At 46.5% G+C, this 18,176-nt stretch carries 15 protein-coding genes and 1 pseudogene; 15 read left to right on the forward strand and 1 reads right to left on the reverse strand.

Annotation, left to right across the window (positions count from 1 at the left end; all coding sequences use genetic code 11):
• The first annotated feature begins 28 nt into the window (after positions 1-28).
• The 12 genes from murJ to DEHRE_RS02925 all read left to right on the forward strand — a co-directional run bounded on the left by murJ (position 29) and on the right by DEHRE_RS02925 (position 14,846).
• Positions 29-1,588: a murein biosynthesis integral membrane protein MurJ gene (gene murJ, locus DEHRE_RS02870; protein ID WP_025205219.1), complete on the forward strand. Its 1,560-nt coding sequence runs from the start codon at positions 29-31 to the stop codon at positions 1,586-1,588.
• Between the two features lie 123 nt (positions 1,589-1,711).
• Positions 1,712-3,517, forward strand: a complete 1,806-nt coding sequence (gene lepA, locus DEHRE_RS02875; RefSeq protein WP_019226581.1) for a translation elongation factor 4 — start codon at positions 1,712-1,714, stop codon at positions 3,515-3,517.
• 135 nt (positions 3,518-3,652) lie between these two features.
• The gene (gene hemW, locus DEHRE_RS02880; RefSeq protein WP_019226582.1) at positions 3,653-4,990 is read left to right on the forward strand and encodes a radical SAM family heme chaperone HemW; all 1,338 of its coding nucleotides are present in this window, start codon (positions 3,653-3,655) and stop codon (positions 4,988-4,990) included.
• 158 nt (positions 4,991-5,148) lie between these two features.
• Positions 5,149-6,198 (forward strand): heat-inducible transcriptional repressor HrcA, encoded by a 1,050-nt coding sequence (gene hrcA, locus DEHRE_RS02885; RefSeq protein WP_019226583.1) that lies wholly within the window; start codon positions 5,149-5,151, stop codon positions 6,196-6,198.
• A 21-nt stretch (positions 6,199-6,219) separates the two neighbouring features.
• Positions 6,220-6,795: a nucleotide exchange factor GrpE gene (gene grpE, locus DEHRE_RS02890; RefSeq protein ID WP_019226584.1), complete on the forward strand. Its 576-nt coding sequence runs from the start codon at positions 6,220-6,222 to the stop codon at positions 6,793-6,795.
• Between the two features lie 91 nt (positions 6,796-6,886).
• Entirely contained in the window at positions 6,887-8,746 is a 1,860-nt protein-coding gene (gene dnaK, locus DEHRE_RS02895; protein WP_019226585.1) for a molecular chaperone DnaK, read from the forward strand.
• A 315-nt stretch (positions 8,747-9,061) separates the two neighbouring features.
• Entirely contained in the window at positions 9,062-10,204 is a 1,143-nt protein-coding gene (gene dnaJ, locus DEHRE_RS02900) for a molecular chaperone DnaJ (RefSeq protein ID WP_019226586.1), read from the forward strand.
• Positions 10,205-10,248: 44 nt separating this feature from the next.
• The gene (gene prmA, locus DEHRE_RS02905) at positions 10,249-11,175 is read left to right on the forward strand and encodes a 50S ribosomal protein L11 methyltransferase (protein ID WP_019226587.1); all 927 of its coding nucleotides are present in this window, start codon (positions 10,249-10,251) and stop codon (positions 11,173-11,175) included.
• Positions 11,176-11,197: 22 nt separating this feature from the next.
• Entirely contained in the window at positions 11,198-11,935 is a 738-nt protein-coding gene (locus DEHRE_RS02910) for an RsmE family RNA methyltransferase (protein ID WP_015044595.1), read from the forward strand.
• Positions 11,936-12,017: 82 nt separating this feature from the next.
• On the forward strand, positions 12,018-13,466 hold the full coding sequence (gene mtaB, locus DEHRE_RS02915) for a tRNA (N(6)-L-threonylcarbamoyladenosine(37)-C(2))-methylthiotransferase MtaB (protein ID WP_034362362.1): 1,449 nt from the start codon (positions 12,018-12,020) through the stop codon (positions 13,464-13,466).
• An 86-nt stretch (positions 13,467-13,552) separates the two neighbouring features.
• Positions 13,553-14,410, forward strand: a complete 858-nt coding sequence (locus tag DEHRE_RS02920; protein ID WP_019226589.1) for a hypothetical protein — start codon at positions 13,553-13,555, stop codon at positions 14,408-14,410.
• A gap of 91 nt (positions 14,411-14,501) precedes the next feature.
• A complete protein-coding gene (locus tag DEHRE_RS02925; protein WP_019226590.1) occupies positions 14,502-14,846 on the forward strand; it encodes a histidine triad nucleotide-binding protein in 345 nt (114 codons plus the stop codon).
• A 199-nt stretch (positions 14,847-15,045) separates the two neighbouring features.
• Here DEHRE_RS02925 and DEHRE_RS15610 read toward each other — a convergent pair.
• Positions 15,046-16,757, reverse strand: a pseudogene (locus tag DEHRE_RS15610) (IS1634 family transposase).
• Between the two features lie 279 nt (positions 16,758-17,036).
• Between DEHRE_RS15610 and rpsU the strand changes: the two are divergent.
• The 3 genes from rpsU to DEHRE_RS02945 all read left to right on the forward strand — a co-directional run bounded on the left by rpsU (position 17,037) and on the right by DEHRE_RS02945 (position 18,175).
• Positions 17,037-17,213 carry a 30S ribosomal protein S21 gene (gene rpsU / locus DEHRE_RS02935; RefSeq protein ID WP_015044591.1) on the forward strand — a complete coding sequence of 59 codons (177 nt, stop codon included), beginning with the start codon at positions 17,037-17,039 and terminating at the stop codon, positions 17,211-17,213.
• Positions 17,214-17,228: 15 nt separating this feature from the next.
• The gene (locus tag DEHRE_RS02940) at positions 17,229-17,684 is read left to right on the forward strand and encodes a GatB/YqeY domain-containing protein (protein ID WP_015044590.1); all 456 of its coding nucleotides are present in this window, start codon (positions 17,229-17,231) and stop codon (positions 17,682-17,684) included.
• Positions 17,685-17,902: 218 nt separating this feature from the next.
• On the forward strand, positions 17,903-18,175 hold the full coding sequence (locus tag DEHRE_RS02945) for a YabP/YqfC family sporulation protein (protein ID WP_019225745.1): 273 nt from the start codon (positions 17,903-17,905) through the stop codon (positions 18,173-18,175).
• Position 18,176: the final 1 nt, after the last annotated feature.

Consider the following 18,176-nt stretch of genomic DNA (forward strand, 5'->3'; position numbering starts at 1 on the left):
GTATATAGAAAGGTCCTTCAGCATCATTATGACAAACAATCAAAAAATGATGAAAGCGGCAGGCTTCATGATGGCTGCCAACCTTGTTTCCAGGCTTCTCGGTTTTGTCAGGGAATCCCTGATGGCAGGCCTGTTTGGGAAAACGGCGGCTACAGATGCGTATAATACGGCTTTTATTCTTCCGGACCTGCTCTACTGGCTGTTGGTCGGAGGGGTGTTGAGTGCTGCCTTTATCCCTGTCCTATCCGAATATATTGCCAAAGAAAAGGAAAAAGAAGGATGGAAAGTCGTCAGCTCGGTAACCAATGCGACATTTCTTCTGCTCTGTATCCTGGTTATCGCAGGCATGCTGCTGACTCCGAAGTTTATTGAGATGCAGGTACCCGGATTCAGTCCGGCGAATAAGGAACTTACCATCTATCTTACCCGCATCTTACTGCTGCAGCCGGTCATTCTGGCTTTGAGCGGGATTACGATGGGTATCCTGAACTCGTACAAAATATTTTGGCCGTCCGCGCTGGGGACGGTCCTTTACAATGCCAGCGTCATCCTATTTGGGGCGCTTTTTGCTAATTCCGGTGAGGCCCGGAGTATCTCCGGTTTTGCGTTTGGGGTCGTGATCGGCGCTACGGTAAATTTTCTTGTCCAGGTCCCTTCCCTGCGCAGGGTTGGCTTCCGCTACTATCCAATGATCGATTTGAAACATCCCGGGGTCCGGAAGATCATGGTCTTGGCTGTCCCGATGATTATCATGTACACCTTGAATCAATTCCAGGTCATTGTGAATTCCAACCTCGGTTCTGCGCTTGATCCGGGAAGCTTGACTGCGATCTGGTACTCTTACCGTCTTTTCCAGGTCCCGGTCGGCATCTTCGCGCTGGCCATCGGTGTCGCTGTTTTTCCGACCTTAACAGAGCAGGCTGCTCTGAAAAAGGCCAAAGACTTTCTGGAGACGATCTCGAGTGCAATTCGTCTGATTATCTTTATTACGGTTCCGATATCCATTGGGATGGTCGTCCTGCGCTTCCCTTTGATTCGGGTTCTGTTCCAGCATGGTGAATTCAGTGCAGGGGATACGGATATCATGGCTGTGCCGCTGCTGTATTTTTCGCTGGGGATCACTGCTCAGGCTATTATTCAGATTCTGCCGCGTGCTTTTTATGCGATGCAGAACACCTGGATTCCGGTTATTCTTGGTCTTATCGCCATGGCTGCCAGCATAATCTGGATGTACATTTTAGTCGGGCCTTTGGCTTGCGGCGGCTTGGCCCTGGCTGTAACCCTCGGAGCCATTATGCAGATGCTCCTGCTGTTTATCGTACTGCGCCGCAAACTCGGCAAAATTGACGGGCGCAGAATCGCAGCCGTGTTTAGTAAAACACTGGCAGCCGCTTTGGCCATGGCAGCTGTCGTCATGATTTGGGCGAATCTGCTGACCCTTTGGGTCGGAATTGGCAAAATGGGATCGACGATTGTTTTAATCAGCGGAGCACTCGTAGGCATGCTCGTGTTTTTTATAGTTGCCCGTCTGCTGAAGATGGAAGAGTACCAAATGGCCATCGAGATGCTGATCAAACGACGCAAATAAGGAGGGCTGGGGGGCAAAAGGACTCCCCCTGTCCCCCCGGCATTCCGGAGCCGCCTTGCTTTTCAAGGCGGTAGTTTGGTATAATGATATGCTGGCATTATATTCGGGGAGAGAAGAATATCCATGGCAAACGCTTCATCTAAAATCAGAAATTTTTCGATCATTGCCCATATCGATCACGGCAAATCTACTCTTGCCGATCGGCTGATTGAGTATACCGGAACCATGTCCACCCGGGAACTCAAGGAGCAGGTTCTCGACTCCATGGATTTGGAACGGGAGCGTGGTATTACCATCAAATTGCAGGCAGTTCGTTTGCGCTACAAGGCAAAAAACGGAGAGGTCTATGAGCTGAATCTGATCGATACTCCCGGACATGTTGACTTTTCTTACGAAGTTTCCCGGAGTCTGGCTGCCTGCGAAGGGGCTTTGTTGGTGGTCGATGCGGCCCAGGGTATTGAGGCGCAGACTCTTGCCAACGTCTATCTTGCTTTGGAAAATGACCTGGAGATCATTCCGGTTATTAATAAAATAGATCTGCCAAGCGCAGAACCTGACAGAGTCAAACAGGAGATTGAAGATGTGATTGGGATTGACGCGAGTGAGGCGATCCTCGCATCGGCCAAAGTGGGGATTGGGGTCGAAGAGATCCTGGAAGCCATTGTCCAGAGGATTCCTCCGCCTAAGGGCGATGATGAAGAACCTTTAAAGTCATTGATTTTTGACTCAAAGTTTGATTCCTACAAAGGTGCGATCCCTTATATTCGATTATTTGACGGTAAAGTCTCCAAAGGAACGAACATCAGGATGATGTCCACCGGAAAAATGTTTGAAATCACCGAAGTTGGTGTTTTTACCCCAGGAATGACGATTGTCGATGAGCTGAGGGCAGGCCAGGTTGGCTATATCGCGGGCAGTATCAAGAATGTCGGGGATACCCGGGTCGGGGATACCGTGACGGATAACGACCATGCGGCGGCGGAACCGCTGTCGGGCTACCGCAAAGCGGTATCGATGGTTTTTTGCGGCCTTTATCCGGTTGAAACTTCCGACTTTGACAGGCTGAAGGATGCGCTGGAGAAACTTCAGTTGAATGATGCGAGTTTAATGTATGAAAATGAAACGTCCGCAGCGCTGGGTTTTGGTTTTCGCTGTGGTTTCCTGGGTCTCCTGCACATGGAAATTATCCAGGAGAGACTCGAGAGGGAATTTGGCCTCAGTATTATTACGACCGCACCGAGCGTTGTTTATAAAGTAAATACCACAGCCAAGGAACAGGTCTTTATCGATAACCCTGCGCTTCTGCCGCCTGAAGGAAAGATCGAATCGATTGAAGAGCCTGTGGTCAAGGCTACGATTATGGTACCCTCCGAGTACGTAGGCACCATCATGGAACTGAACCAGGAGAAAAGGGGTACGTTCCTGAACATGGATTACATCACCGCTTCGCGCGTAAGTCTCTATTATGAGCTTCCGTTAAGCGAAATTGTATATGATTATTTTGATCAGCTTAAATCCCGGACCAAAGGGTATGCGTCTCTGGACTATGAACTGATCGGATACAAGGAAGCGGATCTTGTGAAACTCGATATCATGCTGAACGCTGAAATTGTTGATGCACTCTCCTTCATTGTCCATAAAGACAAAGCATATTCTCGTGGACGCAAACTTGTTGAAAAGCTGCGCAGCCTGATTCCGCGGCAGATGTTTGAGATACCTGTTCAGGCCGTGATCGGTGCCAAGGTCATTGCCAGGGAGAATATCCGGGCTATGCGCAAAGATGTTCTGGCCAAATGCTACGGTGGTGACATTTCCCGGAAACGCAAACTGCTGGAAAAGCAAAAAGAAGGCAAGAAACGCATGAAACAAGTCGGCAGTGTGGAAATACCCCAGGACGCTTTCATGGCAGTGCTCAAGATGGACGATTAATTTTACTTTGCTCGGGTTAGACCCAAGGCAGCACCTCCTGCGCTGTGCTCCGCTTGGCGCTGGACATCCATTACGGTGACTTAGTCTGCAGCTTGGGAACGTAAATATTAAAAATCGCTGTATTAGGTGATTCGTATGACTTCTTTATATGTTCATGTTCCGTTTTGTGTAAAAAAATGTTCCTACTGCGCATTCTATTCGGTACCTTATACTGCTCCCATTATCGCAGACAGTAAAATATTCGGTAGCGTAGATGGGGCTGACCATATGTTATTATCAGACCCGGCCTCCGATTTGGTCTTCGTCTATTTGCGCGGACTGGAGCGGGAGCTTGAGTTGCGAGCTAAGGAAGCCTCCCAGGGGGTTTCTTCTCTTTTTATTGGGGGCGGAACGCCCACAGTTCTGAATGCCAGTCAGCTTGATCGGCTGCTGAATCTGATTTACCGGTATTATTTTAAGGCCCTGAGCCGGACAGACTCGACAGAACTATCTGATCCGATAAGGGATCCCCGTATCCATACTTCCAGAACCGGTCAGGTCCTAGAAAAAACAATTGAGTGTAATCCCGGCACACTTGACCGGGAGAAATTGATGCTCTGCCGGACGTACGGGATCAACCGGATATCGCTCGGCGCTCAGAGCTTTGATGACCGTCTGCTGAAAAGCATCGACAGAATCCATACCGTGGAGGATATTCACAGGAGCGTCACCCTTATCAGACAATCGGGGATAGATAACCTGAACCTTGACCTGATTTTTGGACTTCCGGGACAGAGAATGGGAGATTGGCAGGATACGCTTCGCCAGGCCATCGCATTGTCGCCTGAACACCTTTCACTCTATGCACTTACGCTTGAGGAAGATACCCCGCTGCATAAAGAATATGCATACAGTCAGGCAGGCAGTCCGGACTGCAAGGAAACCTTGGATGGCTTGAACAGCCGGAATCGCCTGGATCGTCTGCCGGATGACGACTTGCAGGCCGATATGTACGAATGGGCGGTTTCTTATCTTCAAAGCTGCGGCTATGGCCGCTATGAAGTTTCCAACTTTGCGAGGCCCGGTTTTGAATGCAAACATAACCGGTCTTATTGGCGAGGGCAGGATTATATAGGTCTTGGACCGGGGGCAGTCTCATGTCTGAACAACGTTAGAACCAGGAATCCAGAGGATATTGCCGGTTATACCCGGATATTGGAATCTGGACAAAGACCTTTGGACCCTTCGGCAACCGAAGTACTGACCAGAGAGCAGCAGATCTCTGAATTTATGATGCTGGGGCTGCGTACGGCAGATGGAATCGACACCGCAGAATTTTCTGCAAAATTTCAAACGGAAATTCAGGATATTTATGGACAAATTTTGCAAAACTATATTGATAGAGATATTTTCCGACTTGCCGAAGGCAGGTTGAAAATTAACCCTGCCTGCTTTTTCGTGCTCAATGCGGTTCTGGTGGATTTCATTTTGTAGCTAAATTTAACGATGATCTAAGCTGAATTGCAGCTACATTGTACACGATTCGATGATTATTCCTCTTGACATTATTTTACCATCATGCTAAATTATGTTCAGATGATTAGCACTCACCTTAGTAGAGTGCTAACAAATCAATCGGAGGTGGCACTTTGATGGAAATGGATGAAAGAAAACACAAGATTTTAAAAGCGATTGTGCAGGATTATATTGCCACCGCGGAGCCTGTCGGTTCCAGAACCGTTTCCAAAAAGTTTGAGCTGGGGGTGTCTCCGGCGACGATCCGCAATGAGATGGCAGATCTCGAAGAGTTGGGACTTATTGAACAGCCCCATACATCTGCAGGAAGGATTCCTTCCGACTCAGGCTATCGCTATTATGTCGATTATCTGATGGACCCTTTGAGCCTGAACCATGATGAAAAGAAAAATATCAACCAGGAGATCACCAGCAGACTCAGCGAAGTGCAGGAAGTCATCGAATACACCGGAAAGCTTATTTCCCAGGTGACGAACCTGACCAGTATTGTACTTGGACCAAAAAGCCGAAACGGTATTCTAAAGAATTTGTATTTTCTCCCCTACGAGCAGGGGAAGGCCATCATGGTGACCGTGAAAGAGAATGGTTCGGTAGAGAATAATATTGTCGATATCGGTTCGGATACAAGCCCGGAGGAACTTCAGATTCTGGCGAATATTTTCAACCAGAAAATGAGCGGAACCAGGGTACAGGATTTGAAAAAAGGCCTGATCAACGAAATATACAGCGAGCTTTCCAGAAAACGCCGCATTATTGATGGAATGATGGGTATTTTGGAAAGAATGTTTGATGATAAGGATGGAGAGTCCGAAGAACGGGTCTACCTTGGCGGGACATTAAATATGCTTGATCAGCCTGAATTCAGGGATATCAATAAAGTTCGAAGTCTCTTTTCCGTATTTGAGGAGAACAATAAGCTGAAGGAGCTTCTAAGTCATGACCAAAAGGGATTAAGTATCATGATCGGAGCGGAAAATGCTGATCAGGTATTTAAAAATTGCAGTATCATATCTGCAACCTACCAGATTAACGGGAAACAGATTGGTTCAGTGGGAGTTTTGGGTCCGACCAGAATGGATTACGGCAAAGCGATTGCGATTGTAGATTATATGACAAACAGCTTGACCGAATTGCTGACAGAGAGGCACCGGAGGACCCGGACTTAGATCAAGAAGGGAGGCAACTGCGTGAACAAAGAAAAAACAAATCAAGCGTCTGCAAACGCTCAGGAAGATAAAGAAAACCAGAACATTGGGCAGGAGAATGAAGAATGCCTGACTGAGGAGATTGATCCTGTCGATCATTTGCAGCGCCTGCGTGAGGAAATTGAAGAGCATAAGTTCAAAGCGGAAGACTATTATGCCCAGATGCAAAGACTGAAAGCTGAATTTGACAATTTCCGCAAAAGAACTCAGAAGGAAAAAGAAGACACTGCCCGATATGCTTCGGAAAGGGTCATTCAGTCCCTGCTGCCGGTCCTGGATAATTTTGAAAGAGCGATTGCTTCCAGTCGAAAAAACAAAGATTTTGAAGCATTATCCCAGGGTGTGGAAATGATCGAAAGAATGTTTGTGAAAGTTCTGGAAGATGAGGGGCTCAGAATCATTGAAACCGTCGGCCAGGAATTTGATCCGAATCTCCACGAAGCCCTGCTGAAAGAAGAATCCGACCAGCCGGAGAATATGATTCTGGAAGAACTTCAAAAGGGATATTATCTGAAGGATAAAGTGATCAGGCCTAGCCGGGTCAAAGTTTCAGGCTGATAGTATTAAGCTAAATCTCAGTCTGATCAAAGAGTATATGAGTTGAAAGAAACGAAAAATACGATATGAGAATTTGCAAGGAGGAAATCAAATGGGTAAAGTAATTGGTATTGACTTAGGAACCACCAACTCTTGTGTTGCAGTACTTGAAGGTGGTGAACCTGTTGTAATCCCTAATCCTGAAGGAGCACGTATTACACCTTCAGTCGTCGGCTTCTCCAAGAACGGCGAGAAACTGGTAGGTCAGGTGGCTAAACGCCAGGCTGTTTCCAATCCGGACAACACGGTTAGTTCAATTAAGCGTCATATGGGCACTAACTATAAAGTGACTTTGATGGATAAATCCTATACACCGCAGGAAGTATCTGCAATGATCCTGCAGAAGCTCAAAGCTGATGCGGAAGCTTATCTGGGGTCTTCAGTCACTCAGGCTGTCATCACCGTTCCGGCGTATTTTACCGACGCCCAGCGTCAGGCTACCAAAGATGCCGGCACGATCGCCGGTCTTGAAGTTCTGCGTATTATCAACGAACCTACTGCAGCAGCACTGGCTTATGGACTTGACAAAGAACATGACCAGACCGTACTCGTTTACGACCTTGGCGGCGGAACATTTGACGTCTCGATCCTCGAACTGAGTCAGGGAATGGTCGAAGTTAAAGCGACAAATGGGAACAACCTTCTCGGCGGTGACGACTTTGACCAGCGTTTAATGGATTACATTGTTGCCGAATTTAAAAAGAGCAACGGTGTTGATCTTGCCAAAGACCGGATGGCCCTGCAGCGTCTGAAGGAAGCTGCTGAAAAAGCCAAAATTGAGCTTTCCGGCGTTGCCCAGACTAATATTAACCTGCCGTTTATCACAATGTCTGCTGAAGGGCCGCTTCATCTGGATATGAATATCACCCGCGCCAAATTTGAAGAGCTTGTAGCAGATTTGATCGAAAAAACAATGGGACCTACCCGTCAAGCGATGGAAGATGCCAAACTTTCCTTCAACGAAATCGATCAGGTGATTCTTGTCGGGGGATCTAGCAGAATCCCTGCAGTCCAGGAAGCCATTAAGAGAATTAGTGGCAAGGAACCACATAAAGGTGTTAACCCGGATGAAGTCGTTGCGCTCGGCGCGGCTATCCAGGGCGGGGTTCTGGCCGGTGAAATGAAAGATATTGTTCTGGTTGACGTTGCCCCGCTTTCCCTCGGGATTGAGACCCTGGGCGGTGTATTCACCAGGATCATTGACCGGAACACGACCATTCCGACCACCAAATCTCAAGTCTTCTCGACTGCAGCCGACAGCCAGACTTCGGTAGATATCCATGTGCTTCAGGGTGAGCGCGAGATGGCTGCTTACAATAAGACACTCGGCCGCTTCCAGCTTACCGGAATTCCGCCTGCCCCAAGAGGTGTGCCGCAGATCGAAGTCAAATTTGATATTGACGTAAACGGTATTGTACACGTTTCGGCGAAAGATATGGCAACCGGTAACGAACAGAAAGTAACCATCACGGCTTCAACCGGCTTAAGCAAAGACGAAATTGAAAAGATGCGTCAGGATGCCGAGGCCAATGCTGAGAAAGACAAACAGGCCAGAGAACTGATTGATGCCAGAAATCAAGCAGATTCACTGGCATACCAGGCTGAAAAGACCCTGAAGGACTTTGAAGGCAAAGGCGACGACACCGAGCGGGATGCGGTCAAGAAGGCTGCTGAAGAACTCAGAGCCACGGCCGGCAGCGATAATGTCCAGGAAATTAATGCAAAATCGGAAGCGCTGACCAAAATCCTCTATCCGTTTGTGGAAAAAATGTATCAACAGCAGGGAGCACCCGGTGCAGGTTCGCAGGGACCTGACGCAGGACCAAATCCAGGACAGCAGGATACCGGAGCCGGCAAGGAAGATGACAATGTTGTCGATGCTGAATATACCGAAGTGGACAAGGATAAATAAACAGAATCAGTATTAATCAGATCATTTGTTTAATCGATTAATCATGAAGAGTCTGCAGATAATAACGATGTTGAAACACAAAAAGTACCGGTATTTAGCCTCAAAGCTAAATACCGGTACAACGCGCCTTAAATCTTAACATATTAATGATAATGGTAGTATAATGATACATTAGAAAGAGTCTATAGGTAATCAAAAGGGTCTAAGGGTGCAGTAGTATCTTTGGACCTGCTTCGGCATTCGGAGGAATGCAGGTCTTATTTATGTCTTATGCGGTCTTGTATTGATATTTAGGGAGGAGTTTCGGCTTAAATTATGAAACGCGACTACTATGAAGTTCTGGGTGTCAGCAAATCTTCCAGCGTGGATGAAATTAAAAAAGCTTACAGGAAGATAGCAAAGGAAAACCATCCCGATGTCAAACCGGGAGATAAGCAAGCGGAAGAACGCTTTAAGGAAGCTACCGAGGCTTATGCGGTATTGAGCGATCCGGATAAGAAAGCAAAATATGACCAATATGGCCACTCCGGGGTGGACTTTAACGGACAGGGCTTTGGAGGATTTGGCGATTTCTCTGATTTTGCTGATTTCGGCCTTGGAGATGTTTTTGAAATGTTTTTCGGCGGTGGTATGGGCGGAGGTTCCAGAAGAAAAGGCCCGGTGAAAGGCGCCGATTTGAGATATGATCTGTCCATCACGCTGCATGAAGCTGCCTTTGGCATGAAGAAGCAGATCGAAGTTCCGGTCTCAGTATACTGTACCGAGTGCGGAGGAAGCGGCGCGGCTCCCGGCACGAATCCGACCACATGTTCACAATGCGGCGGTACTGGGCAAATCAGGGCAACTCAGCGTACACCGTTTGGGCAGATCGCTACGACCAAGACTTGTGTTGCTTGTGGCGGAAAAGGGACAATGATCAGCTCTCCGTGCAGCAAATGCAACGGCAAGGGTAAAGTGAAAGAAGTTAAAAAGATCGAAGTCAATATCCCGGCAGGCACTGAGGATGGATTAAGTCTGCGTTACAGCGGTTATGGCGAGGCTGGAGAAAGAGGAGGACCGTCCGGAGACCTATATGTTGTTCTGCTCGTTAAGAAGGATGAATTCTTCCAGAGAAACGGCAATGATATCTACGTTGAAATTCCGATCACTTTTGTTCAGGCCGCCCTGGGTGATGAAATCGACGTGCCTACCCTTCACGGAGATGTCAAAATAAAGATACCCGAAGGAACCCAGACATCGAAAGTCTTCAGAGTCAAAGGAATGGGTGTTCCTTACCGGAGGGGCAGCGGGTGCGGTGACCAGCATGTCAGGGTGATTGTAGCAACGCCTACCAAACTCACGGAACGTCAGAAAGAGCTGCTCAGCGAATTTGGAAAAATAACGACCGAAGGTCAGCAGCTTGGAAAAAAATCGCTTTGGGACAAGGTGAAGGATAATGTCCGGGATGCTATCGGTTAATTGCAGTTTAACGGTGAATAAGATCTGAGAAAAGGGAGTTTGCAATGAATTGGACTGAGATAGCGGTAACAGTATCATCTGAGGGAGAGGAGGCTGTTACCGATCTTTTTTATCGGATAGGCAGCAAGGGTGTGGTTGTCGAATCGCCTGAGCTGATTAAAGGGTATGTTGAATCCGGGATCTGGGATTATCACATCTATGCGGATTTAGAAGTAACAGGAAAGTGTGTGGTCAAGGGTTATTTCCCGGAGGATGAAAGCTTAAGTCCCAGGATCGCCTCCTTACGGGAAGAACTTCTGCTTTTCAAGGAATTATTTCCGGACTGGATGGTGGAGACGAATTCCGTGATGGTGAAGGAAGAAGACTGGGAGAATGAATGGAAGCAATACTTTAAACCAGTCCGAATCGGCAAACGCTTCCTGATCAAACCGACCTGGGAACAGGCGGACACGCAGGATCAGGTGGTCATCATTGAGATTGATCCCGGGATGGCTTTTGGGACGGGTACCCATCCGACAACCGCTCTCTGCCTGGAGGCGCTGGAAGACTATATTCAGGAAGGTTCGGACGTCTTTGATATTGGCACCGGCTCCGGGATCCTGGCTGTGGCGGCCGCCAAGCTCGGGGCAAACGTCCAGGCCGGAGACATTGACTCCCTGGCTGTGCGGATTGCGCGGCAAAATGCAGCGCTGAATCACATGGAAGATAAAATTAAGGTTAAAACGGGAAACCTCGGTGAGGTCTTTACGGGGAAAGCTGATGTCGTCATCGCTAATATCATCGCGGATATAATCATTGAACTCCTGCCTTCCCTGCCTCAGCTGATGAAACCGGAGGGTATCCTTCTTGCTTCCGGCATCATTGATACCCGGGAAAACAATGTTCTGGAAAAAATGAATGCGGCAGGCCTCCACTGTATTGGAAGGCTTGAAGATGCAGGCTGGGTACTGCTGAAAGCTACGTTTACTTGAGTGTATCGAGAGAGGGAATCCTATGCACCGTTTTAAAATCTCGTCCCGCGAAAAGGACACTTTTAACATAACCGGAGAAGAACTTCATCACCTGACTCATGTGGTGCGGCTTGAATGCGGCGCTAAAGTCATGGGCTTTGATAATTCCGGCGGTCAGTGGGTCGGGGTCATTGAAGAACTAGCCAGGGACTCAGCCTGCTGCAGAATTGTTGAAGAGGAATTCCCTGACGTGGAAGCAAAGGCAAGGGTATACCTTGTCATGGGACTGGCCAAGGGAGAAAAGATGGAGTGGGTCATCCAAAAAGGGACTGAGCTCGGAATGGCCGGACTTATCCCTTTAAGGACGAAACGGTCTGTCCTGCAACTGGAAGGAGCTAAAGCACGGGACAGGGTGGTCCGTTGGCAAAGAATCGCGGCTGAGGCTGTGAAACAATCTCACCGGGTTATCGAACCGGAAATTATGGAAGTAGCCGATTGGACGCAACTGAAGGGACTGCTGCCGGCAGAGACGCAGTGGCTGATTCCTTATGAAGATGAAAAGACGCACTCCTTAAAGGAAGTGCTTCAGGGATATGAACCCAGATACCCGATTGCCGTGCTTATCGGGGCCGAAGGGGGCTTTGCGCCGGAAGAGGTGGCCTGGGCCGAGGAAAAACTCCAGGCCAGGAGTGTCTCTTTGGGACCACGTATTCTGCGGACAGAGACGGCAGCTCTGGCAGCCCTTGTAATGGCTCTCGCTTACTTCGGCGATCTTGGATAGATGCTTTGATCATATGGTCATTTATGTTAGTTCATAAGCCAGAAGAATTTTTATATTTTCTATTTGGGCAGTTATTTGATGGATGTTGTATTTGTTAAGAGGAAAAGAAGCCAAGCGTATGAATAAAGAAGATAAGCAGATGATAACCGAAAACATGAAAAACGCAGAAGGCTTGAAGGTAAGTTTTCTGACGCTTGGCTGCAAGGTCAACCAGACTGAAAGCGAAGCACTTTCTCAGCTGCTGGCCGGTGAAGGTTATAAGACCGTCCAGGAGGCTGATTCTGCCGACGTGATCATTATTAATACCTGCACCGTAACCGGTACAGGGAGCATGAAATCCCGCAAGCTCATCCGTAAGATGGTCAAGGATCATCCGGGGGCGATCATCGCTGTCATGGGCTGCTATGCCCAGCTAAGTCCTGATGAGGTTGCAGGGATCGATGGAGTTGGTCTGATCATGGGAACTCAGGACCGGAGTTCCCTGCTTCAGTTTTTACGCGATATTCAGGACGAACGTACTGCTGGTGCTTCAGCAAAGAAGCCGGCCGAATCTTTAAAACCTCTCCGAAAGGTCAAAAGTTTTGAGGAAAGCGTGAAATATGAAGAGCTTCCGCTGATCAAAAGTGAGAGCCGGACACGGGCCATGCTGAAGATTCAGGATGGCTGCAGCCAGTTTTGTACATACTGCATCGTACCCTATACCAGGGGGCCGTCACGTAGCCGTGATCCTGAAAATGTCTACCGGGAGGCCAGGGAACTTCTGAAGGCAGGATACAAGGAAATTGTACTGACCGGTATTCATATCGGCGCCTTTGGCAGGGACTTTGCCGATAAGAATATGAATCTGGGACTTCTGGTCAGTGAGCTGGTGAAACTTCCGGGGATGAAGAGACTCCGGCTTGGCTCGATTGAACCGATGGAGTTTTCGCTGGAATTACTGGAGGTTATTGCTGCCAATGCAGCAGTATGCCCCCATTTCCATATTCCGCTTCAGAGCGGTTCCAACAAGATCCTGGGAAAAATGAACAGACCTTATACGATAGAGGATTATGCTGCTTTGCTGAAGCAGATAAGGGCCAGAGTTCCAGACGCGGCAATCGCCACCGATATTATGGTCGGCTTTCCCGGAGAAACAGATCAGGATTATCAGGACGGCCTGCGTTTTATTGAGAGCTGCGAATTTTCCGGTATTCATGTTTTCCCTTATTCCCGGAGGCCCGGTACGCCCGCGGCGGATATGCCGGAGCAGATACCCAACCGTATCAAAACAGCCAGGGTCAGGGAACTGATTCAGATCGGTCAAAAGAGCCGAAGAAAATACGAGAGAAAATTTATTGGAAAACAGCTTGAAGTACTTTTGGAGAATGTGGATCAAGACGGAAGAGCCCGCGGACATACCCGAAATTATCTGGAACTTCGAATTCCGTCCATCCTGGCTGAGAGCAATCTCATCACTTATACTGTCCGTGAGGAGGATCTGGTTTCTGTCCCGGGAAACGCTGCTAGCAGAGAAATCAATGAAGCTGAATAAAGCACAATTTGTCAAATGGTGTTTAATCTTCTAATATTTTATAATATAATAATTAACAAATAATCCTCTAAATACAAGGAGCCACAATGAAGAAGATCGGGAATTGGAAGAAGCCCCTTATTATTGTTTTAATTGTAGTCATTGCGCTGGGTGTATTATTATTAAAAGCACCATTGTACGCACAAGTCCGAAGCTATGCGGTGATGTGGGCTTACACCAAATATGAAAATTCCAAGAGCCTGATGGATAAACAGCAAGTCTCTGTTCAGATCCCGGGCGGTTCCAGTACGGAAGAAAAAGACTGGTACCCGTTTGTCATGGTATTTAACGATAATAAAGGTTTTTCGCAGTACACCGGAAGAGACCTTTCCCTGTCGATACTCTATAATTTTGGCGCGTTCAGCTGGAATTACGGTTCGTCCACGCTTTACAAGGATGACTCGCCTTATTATGCGAGCTTTTATGGCGGATATCTGATCAAGGACAACTCCGGGCAAAGCAAGTATGGTTTTTCGGTGGATGGGAAGCTGAATAACAACGAAATAATGGCTGTAGCGAAATATGATTATCAGAAGCTGATCCTGGACGGCCTGGGATGCCCTGCCAAGCAGCAGAAAATGAACGTTCTTTCTTCCGAGGTTAAGAGCGGGGTTACGTATGCAGGTTATGAAGGCTGGGAACAAATCGATGCAATCATCTTGGTAAACAGTCCGGCCCACAAATATGAGGGCAGCCGGCGGGCTTACATTCAGTACGGTAATCCGCTCAAAAAAACCAGTCTGGAGGATTTCCCACTGATTGAATCCCGTGCAAGAATTTATGCGAGATATTTTAAGGAGTTTGACAGTACAGTCTTTTTGTATATTTTGACTCCTTTTGCAGATACGCTGGAGCAATGCGACCAACAAATTCTCAGTAAGACAGTGATTGCAAAAAGCGAATAACCCGGAAGCAAAGGACATTAATCTAACCAGTAGGAACATGTAGGTTTAGAGTTGATAGGGTATTAAGGATACAAAATTGGAGGTTCGGTTCGTGGACAATTGTATTTTTTGCAAAATCGTGAACAAGGAAATTCCTTCAGCAATCGTCTTTGAAAACGAAGATATCCTGTGCTTTAAGGATATTAACCCCGTGGCGCCTGTTCACATTCTGGTTATTCCGAAAAAGCACTTAACCAGTCTGAATGATCTGACAGAAGATGACATGGCTGTGACCGGCAGGATTTTTGTCCTGATCAAGCAGCTTGCAGCAGAATCCGGGGTCGCGGAATCGGGCTACAGGGTTGTTGTGAACTGCGGACCTGACGGAGGTCAGGAAGTCGGACATCTGCACTATCATCTGATCGGCGGCAAGCCGCTGGGCAAGAAAATCGGCTAAACATCTTTTGGAAAAACCGTCAGATTAGGACTGAGTTGTGTTTTGATATGCCAAAAAAGCAGGCTCCTTCCAGCTTGACGTGTCCATATTCATCCTTTATAATCTCATCTTTGACACTTTAAAGAGCAAAAAAGCCTGGAACCCCTTGCAAACAAGGGAAATCCGGGCTTTTACATTTTTAAAAAAGTGAGTAATGTTTTTATGACTTTGTACTTTTGAGAATTTTTTTCATCTGACTGGTACTGACGATCTGATAGTCGGTACGGAAACCAAAGATATTGTGTAAAGCATCTGTAAAATCGGTTCTGGTATAGGTCGGAATATAACCTTCACCTTTAACTTCAAAGAAATTCATATCCTTTAATCCTTGAATAATCTCGCTACAGGTATATTTTTCTTCAAGCTTCTTTTCAAGAAAACGGTAGAGGATCAAAGACATAAAACACGTGGTGAAATGTGCTTTTATTCGATCATCACGGCTTAAGTATGCTGGTCGGGCTTTGAATTCGCTTTTCATAATTCGGAAACACTCTTCAATCTCCCAACGCCTTTGGTTCACTTTGATGATTGCCGCTGCTTCGTCTTCAAGGTTAGTACAGACGGCATAGAAACCGTCAAACAGCTCTTCTTTGGCAACCAGGTCAGTGTTAATACTGTACAATTCATTATCTGCTACCTCACCGTCATCCGTACAGTATCTTTTTTCAATAAATCTTTTATAATCATTAGCATTGCATTTCTTTAACTTCCCCGGGTTTGAAGCCATTGTTTTTCGGGCACGTTCTATTTGGGAATCACGGATTTTTCGCTGATAATTTCGGTATTTCAAAGAAAAGGTCACAATAAGCTTCTGCTCCAGATCGTTTTCTTTGATCCAGCGCTCTTTATAAAAAACTTTATCTTTATCCGTATTCTCATCAAGTTCTGTAATATCATAGCTTTTACGTTCACCGAAAAGTTTCCAACCGGTAGAATCCAGTGCCCATTCCATGAGGTGTTTCTTCAGTTTTTTATTGATTGGGTGGTAATGAAAGCCCGTTCGCCTTCGTTATTGAATTCCCGGTTCTTTTGAGAAGCGAGACCGGCATCCGTACAGACGATAAACTTGGAAAGTTTAAAATCAGCCAGGATTTTTTTCTCCAAAGGTCTTAGCGTCAGCTGCTCATTAGTATTGCCATTAAAAAGATCAATAGCGATGGGAATACCGTCACCGTCCATAAACAGCCCCATCTGGACAATGGGATTTGGGCGGTGTTCTTTTGATGCCCCATACTGCTTAAGGCCTTCTTCCTCCTCAATTTCAAAGAAATAATTCGTACAGTCATAATAAAGCACACCGGTATTGCGTTTGGAAATTTTCAGACTGTTATTGTAAAGGGAAGACTGGATAAAATCAATTTCTTTAGCAATGATTTCAAGCGCCCTGTAGATGTGTTGAAGCTCGAAATTGGGCTGTTCAATAAATTTTTTGGACAGCTCAAGGGTTGCCAGCTTAGAGGCAGGGAAAATAATCCTGGCATAAAGCAGCCTGGACAAAATTGAATTAAGATCAAAAGAAAATTTATATTTGGTGGAGAGTTCTTTGCAGATCCGATGTAACCCGAGCTCGTGATATATTTTCTGAAGGAAAAGGTAGCCGCCGTTAAAGAAACGCTGTTCATCTCTAGCAATGATTTTGGAAGGAGAATATTTGACTAAGACATCCCGCTGTTCCTCTTTTTCTTTTTGGTTCAGATCTGCAATATACTTTTTTGCCCATTCGATAGGATCTTCACCGTTTAGTTTCTTTTCCAGTTCAGCAAGTGTTCCCAGTTTTTCGACCATTTTTGAAGTATGTACACCATTCACGTAAATTGATTTCGTAACATAAAGCGATGTGGCATTTTTAGATTTAGATAGCGTAAGTTTCATAACAAACACCTCCATACCCTTATATTATAACACATTACCACAAATTGCTCAATACTAAATAGCAATAATTTGACGATTTTCTAACAAAAAAAGCCCTGTTTTCAAGGCTTTCAAAGATTTTAATATTTATGCAAGTGTCAAAGACCCGGAAAAACCGTCAGATTAGGACTGAGTTGTGTTTTGATATGCCAAAAAAGCAGGCTCCTTCCAGCTTGACGTGTCCATATTCATCCTTTATAATTATTTCGTATCATTTACCAGTGGAGGGAGGGATAAAAAATGAGTGAAGTCAGAGTCGGTAAAAATGAATCCCTGGATTCCGCACTCCGCCGGTTCAAGCGAAATTGTCAACGTTCGGGGGTATTATCGGAAGCTCGCAAACACGAGCATTACGAGAAGCCAAGCGTTAAGAGAAAAAAGAAATCTGAGGCTGCGCGGAAACGTAAATTCAAATAAGGGAGTTGGCTCCAATTGTCCCTGAAGGATCGTCTGATTGAGGATATGAAGACAGCTATGAAGGCCAAAGAGGAGGGGAAGGTTAGACTTTCTGTTATCCGAATGGTACGGGCTGCCATCAAATACGCTGAGATAGACAAGAAAATGGAGTTCAACGATGATAATCAGGTTATCGAGGTTCTTGCCCGCGAGTTAAAAATGCGGCGGGATGCGATGGAACAGTTTGCCAACGCGAACAGGCCCGACAAAGTTCAGGAGCTCGAAGAGGAAGTCGCCATCCTAATGGAATACTTACCTCAGCAGCTCACTGAAGGGGAAATCCGCGAAATAGCTAAAGAAATCATCGCTGAAACCGGTGCCCAAGGCCCCAAAGATCTGGGGAAAGTCATGGGAATTATTACGCCGAAGATAAAAGGAAGAGCCGAAGGGAAGCTTGTGAATCAAGTCGTGAGAGGACTCCTGGGTTCCTAAAAAAGAGTAGTGAAAAACTGCCGCTAAAACATAAGCGGCAGTTTTTTTGTTTTAATTGGCGTTAAATTTTGCGTCCATTAAGCTATCATATTAAAAGTGAGCGAGCATCTGCTCTTTTATTTTCCTTTGCTCTCCTTTGTTCCTCTGGTTCTCCCGCTAACTGCTTGGACTATTCTCTGCTCCTGATGCATAGACATGCTATGAAGGGAGTGGTAAGCGTGCTGAAAAGGCTTCAAAAACATGCTGGTGAGATCCTGGAATTTCCGACGGATGTCCTGAATAACGGACCTAAAATAACCATTATCGGACGCAGTGAGATCATCATAGAATATTTTGATGAAGTGGTCGGATTTTCGGATCAGGAGATTACTTTGCAGACTTCCGAGGGTAAACTCTGTCTTAACGGAGATAAATTTATCCTTACCACTGTGCAGGATCATGAGATCAATATCCGCGGCCGGTTAACCGGACTAAGCTTTGGGGAGGGCTGAA

The organism is Dehalobacter restrictus DSM 9455 (assembly GCF_000512895.1).
GTDB classification, from domain to species: Bacteria; Bacillota; Desulfitobacteriia; order Desulfitobacteriales; family Syntrophobotulaceae; genus Dehalobacter; species Dehalobacter restrictus.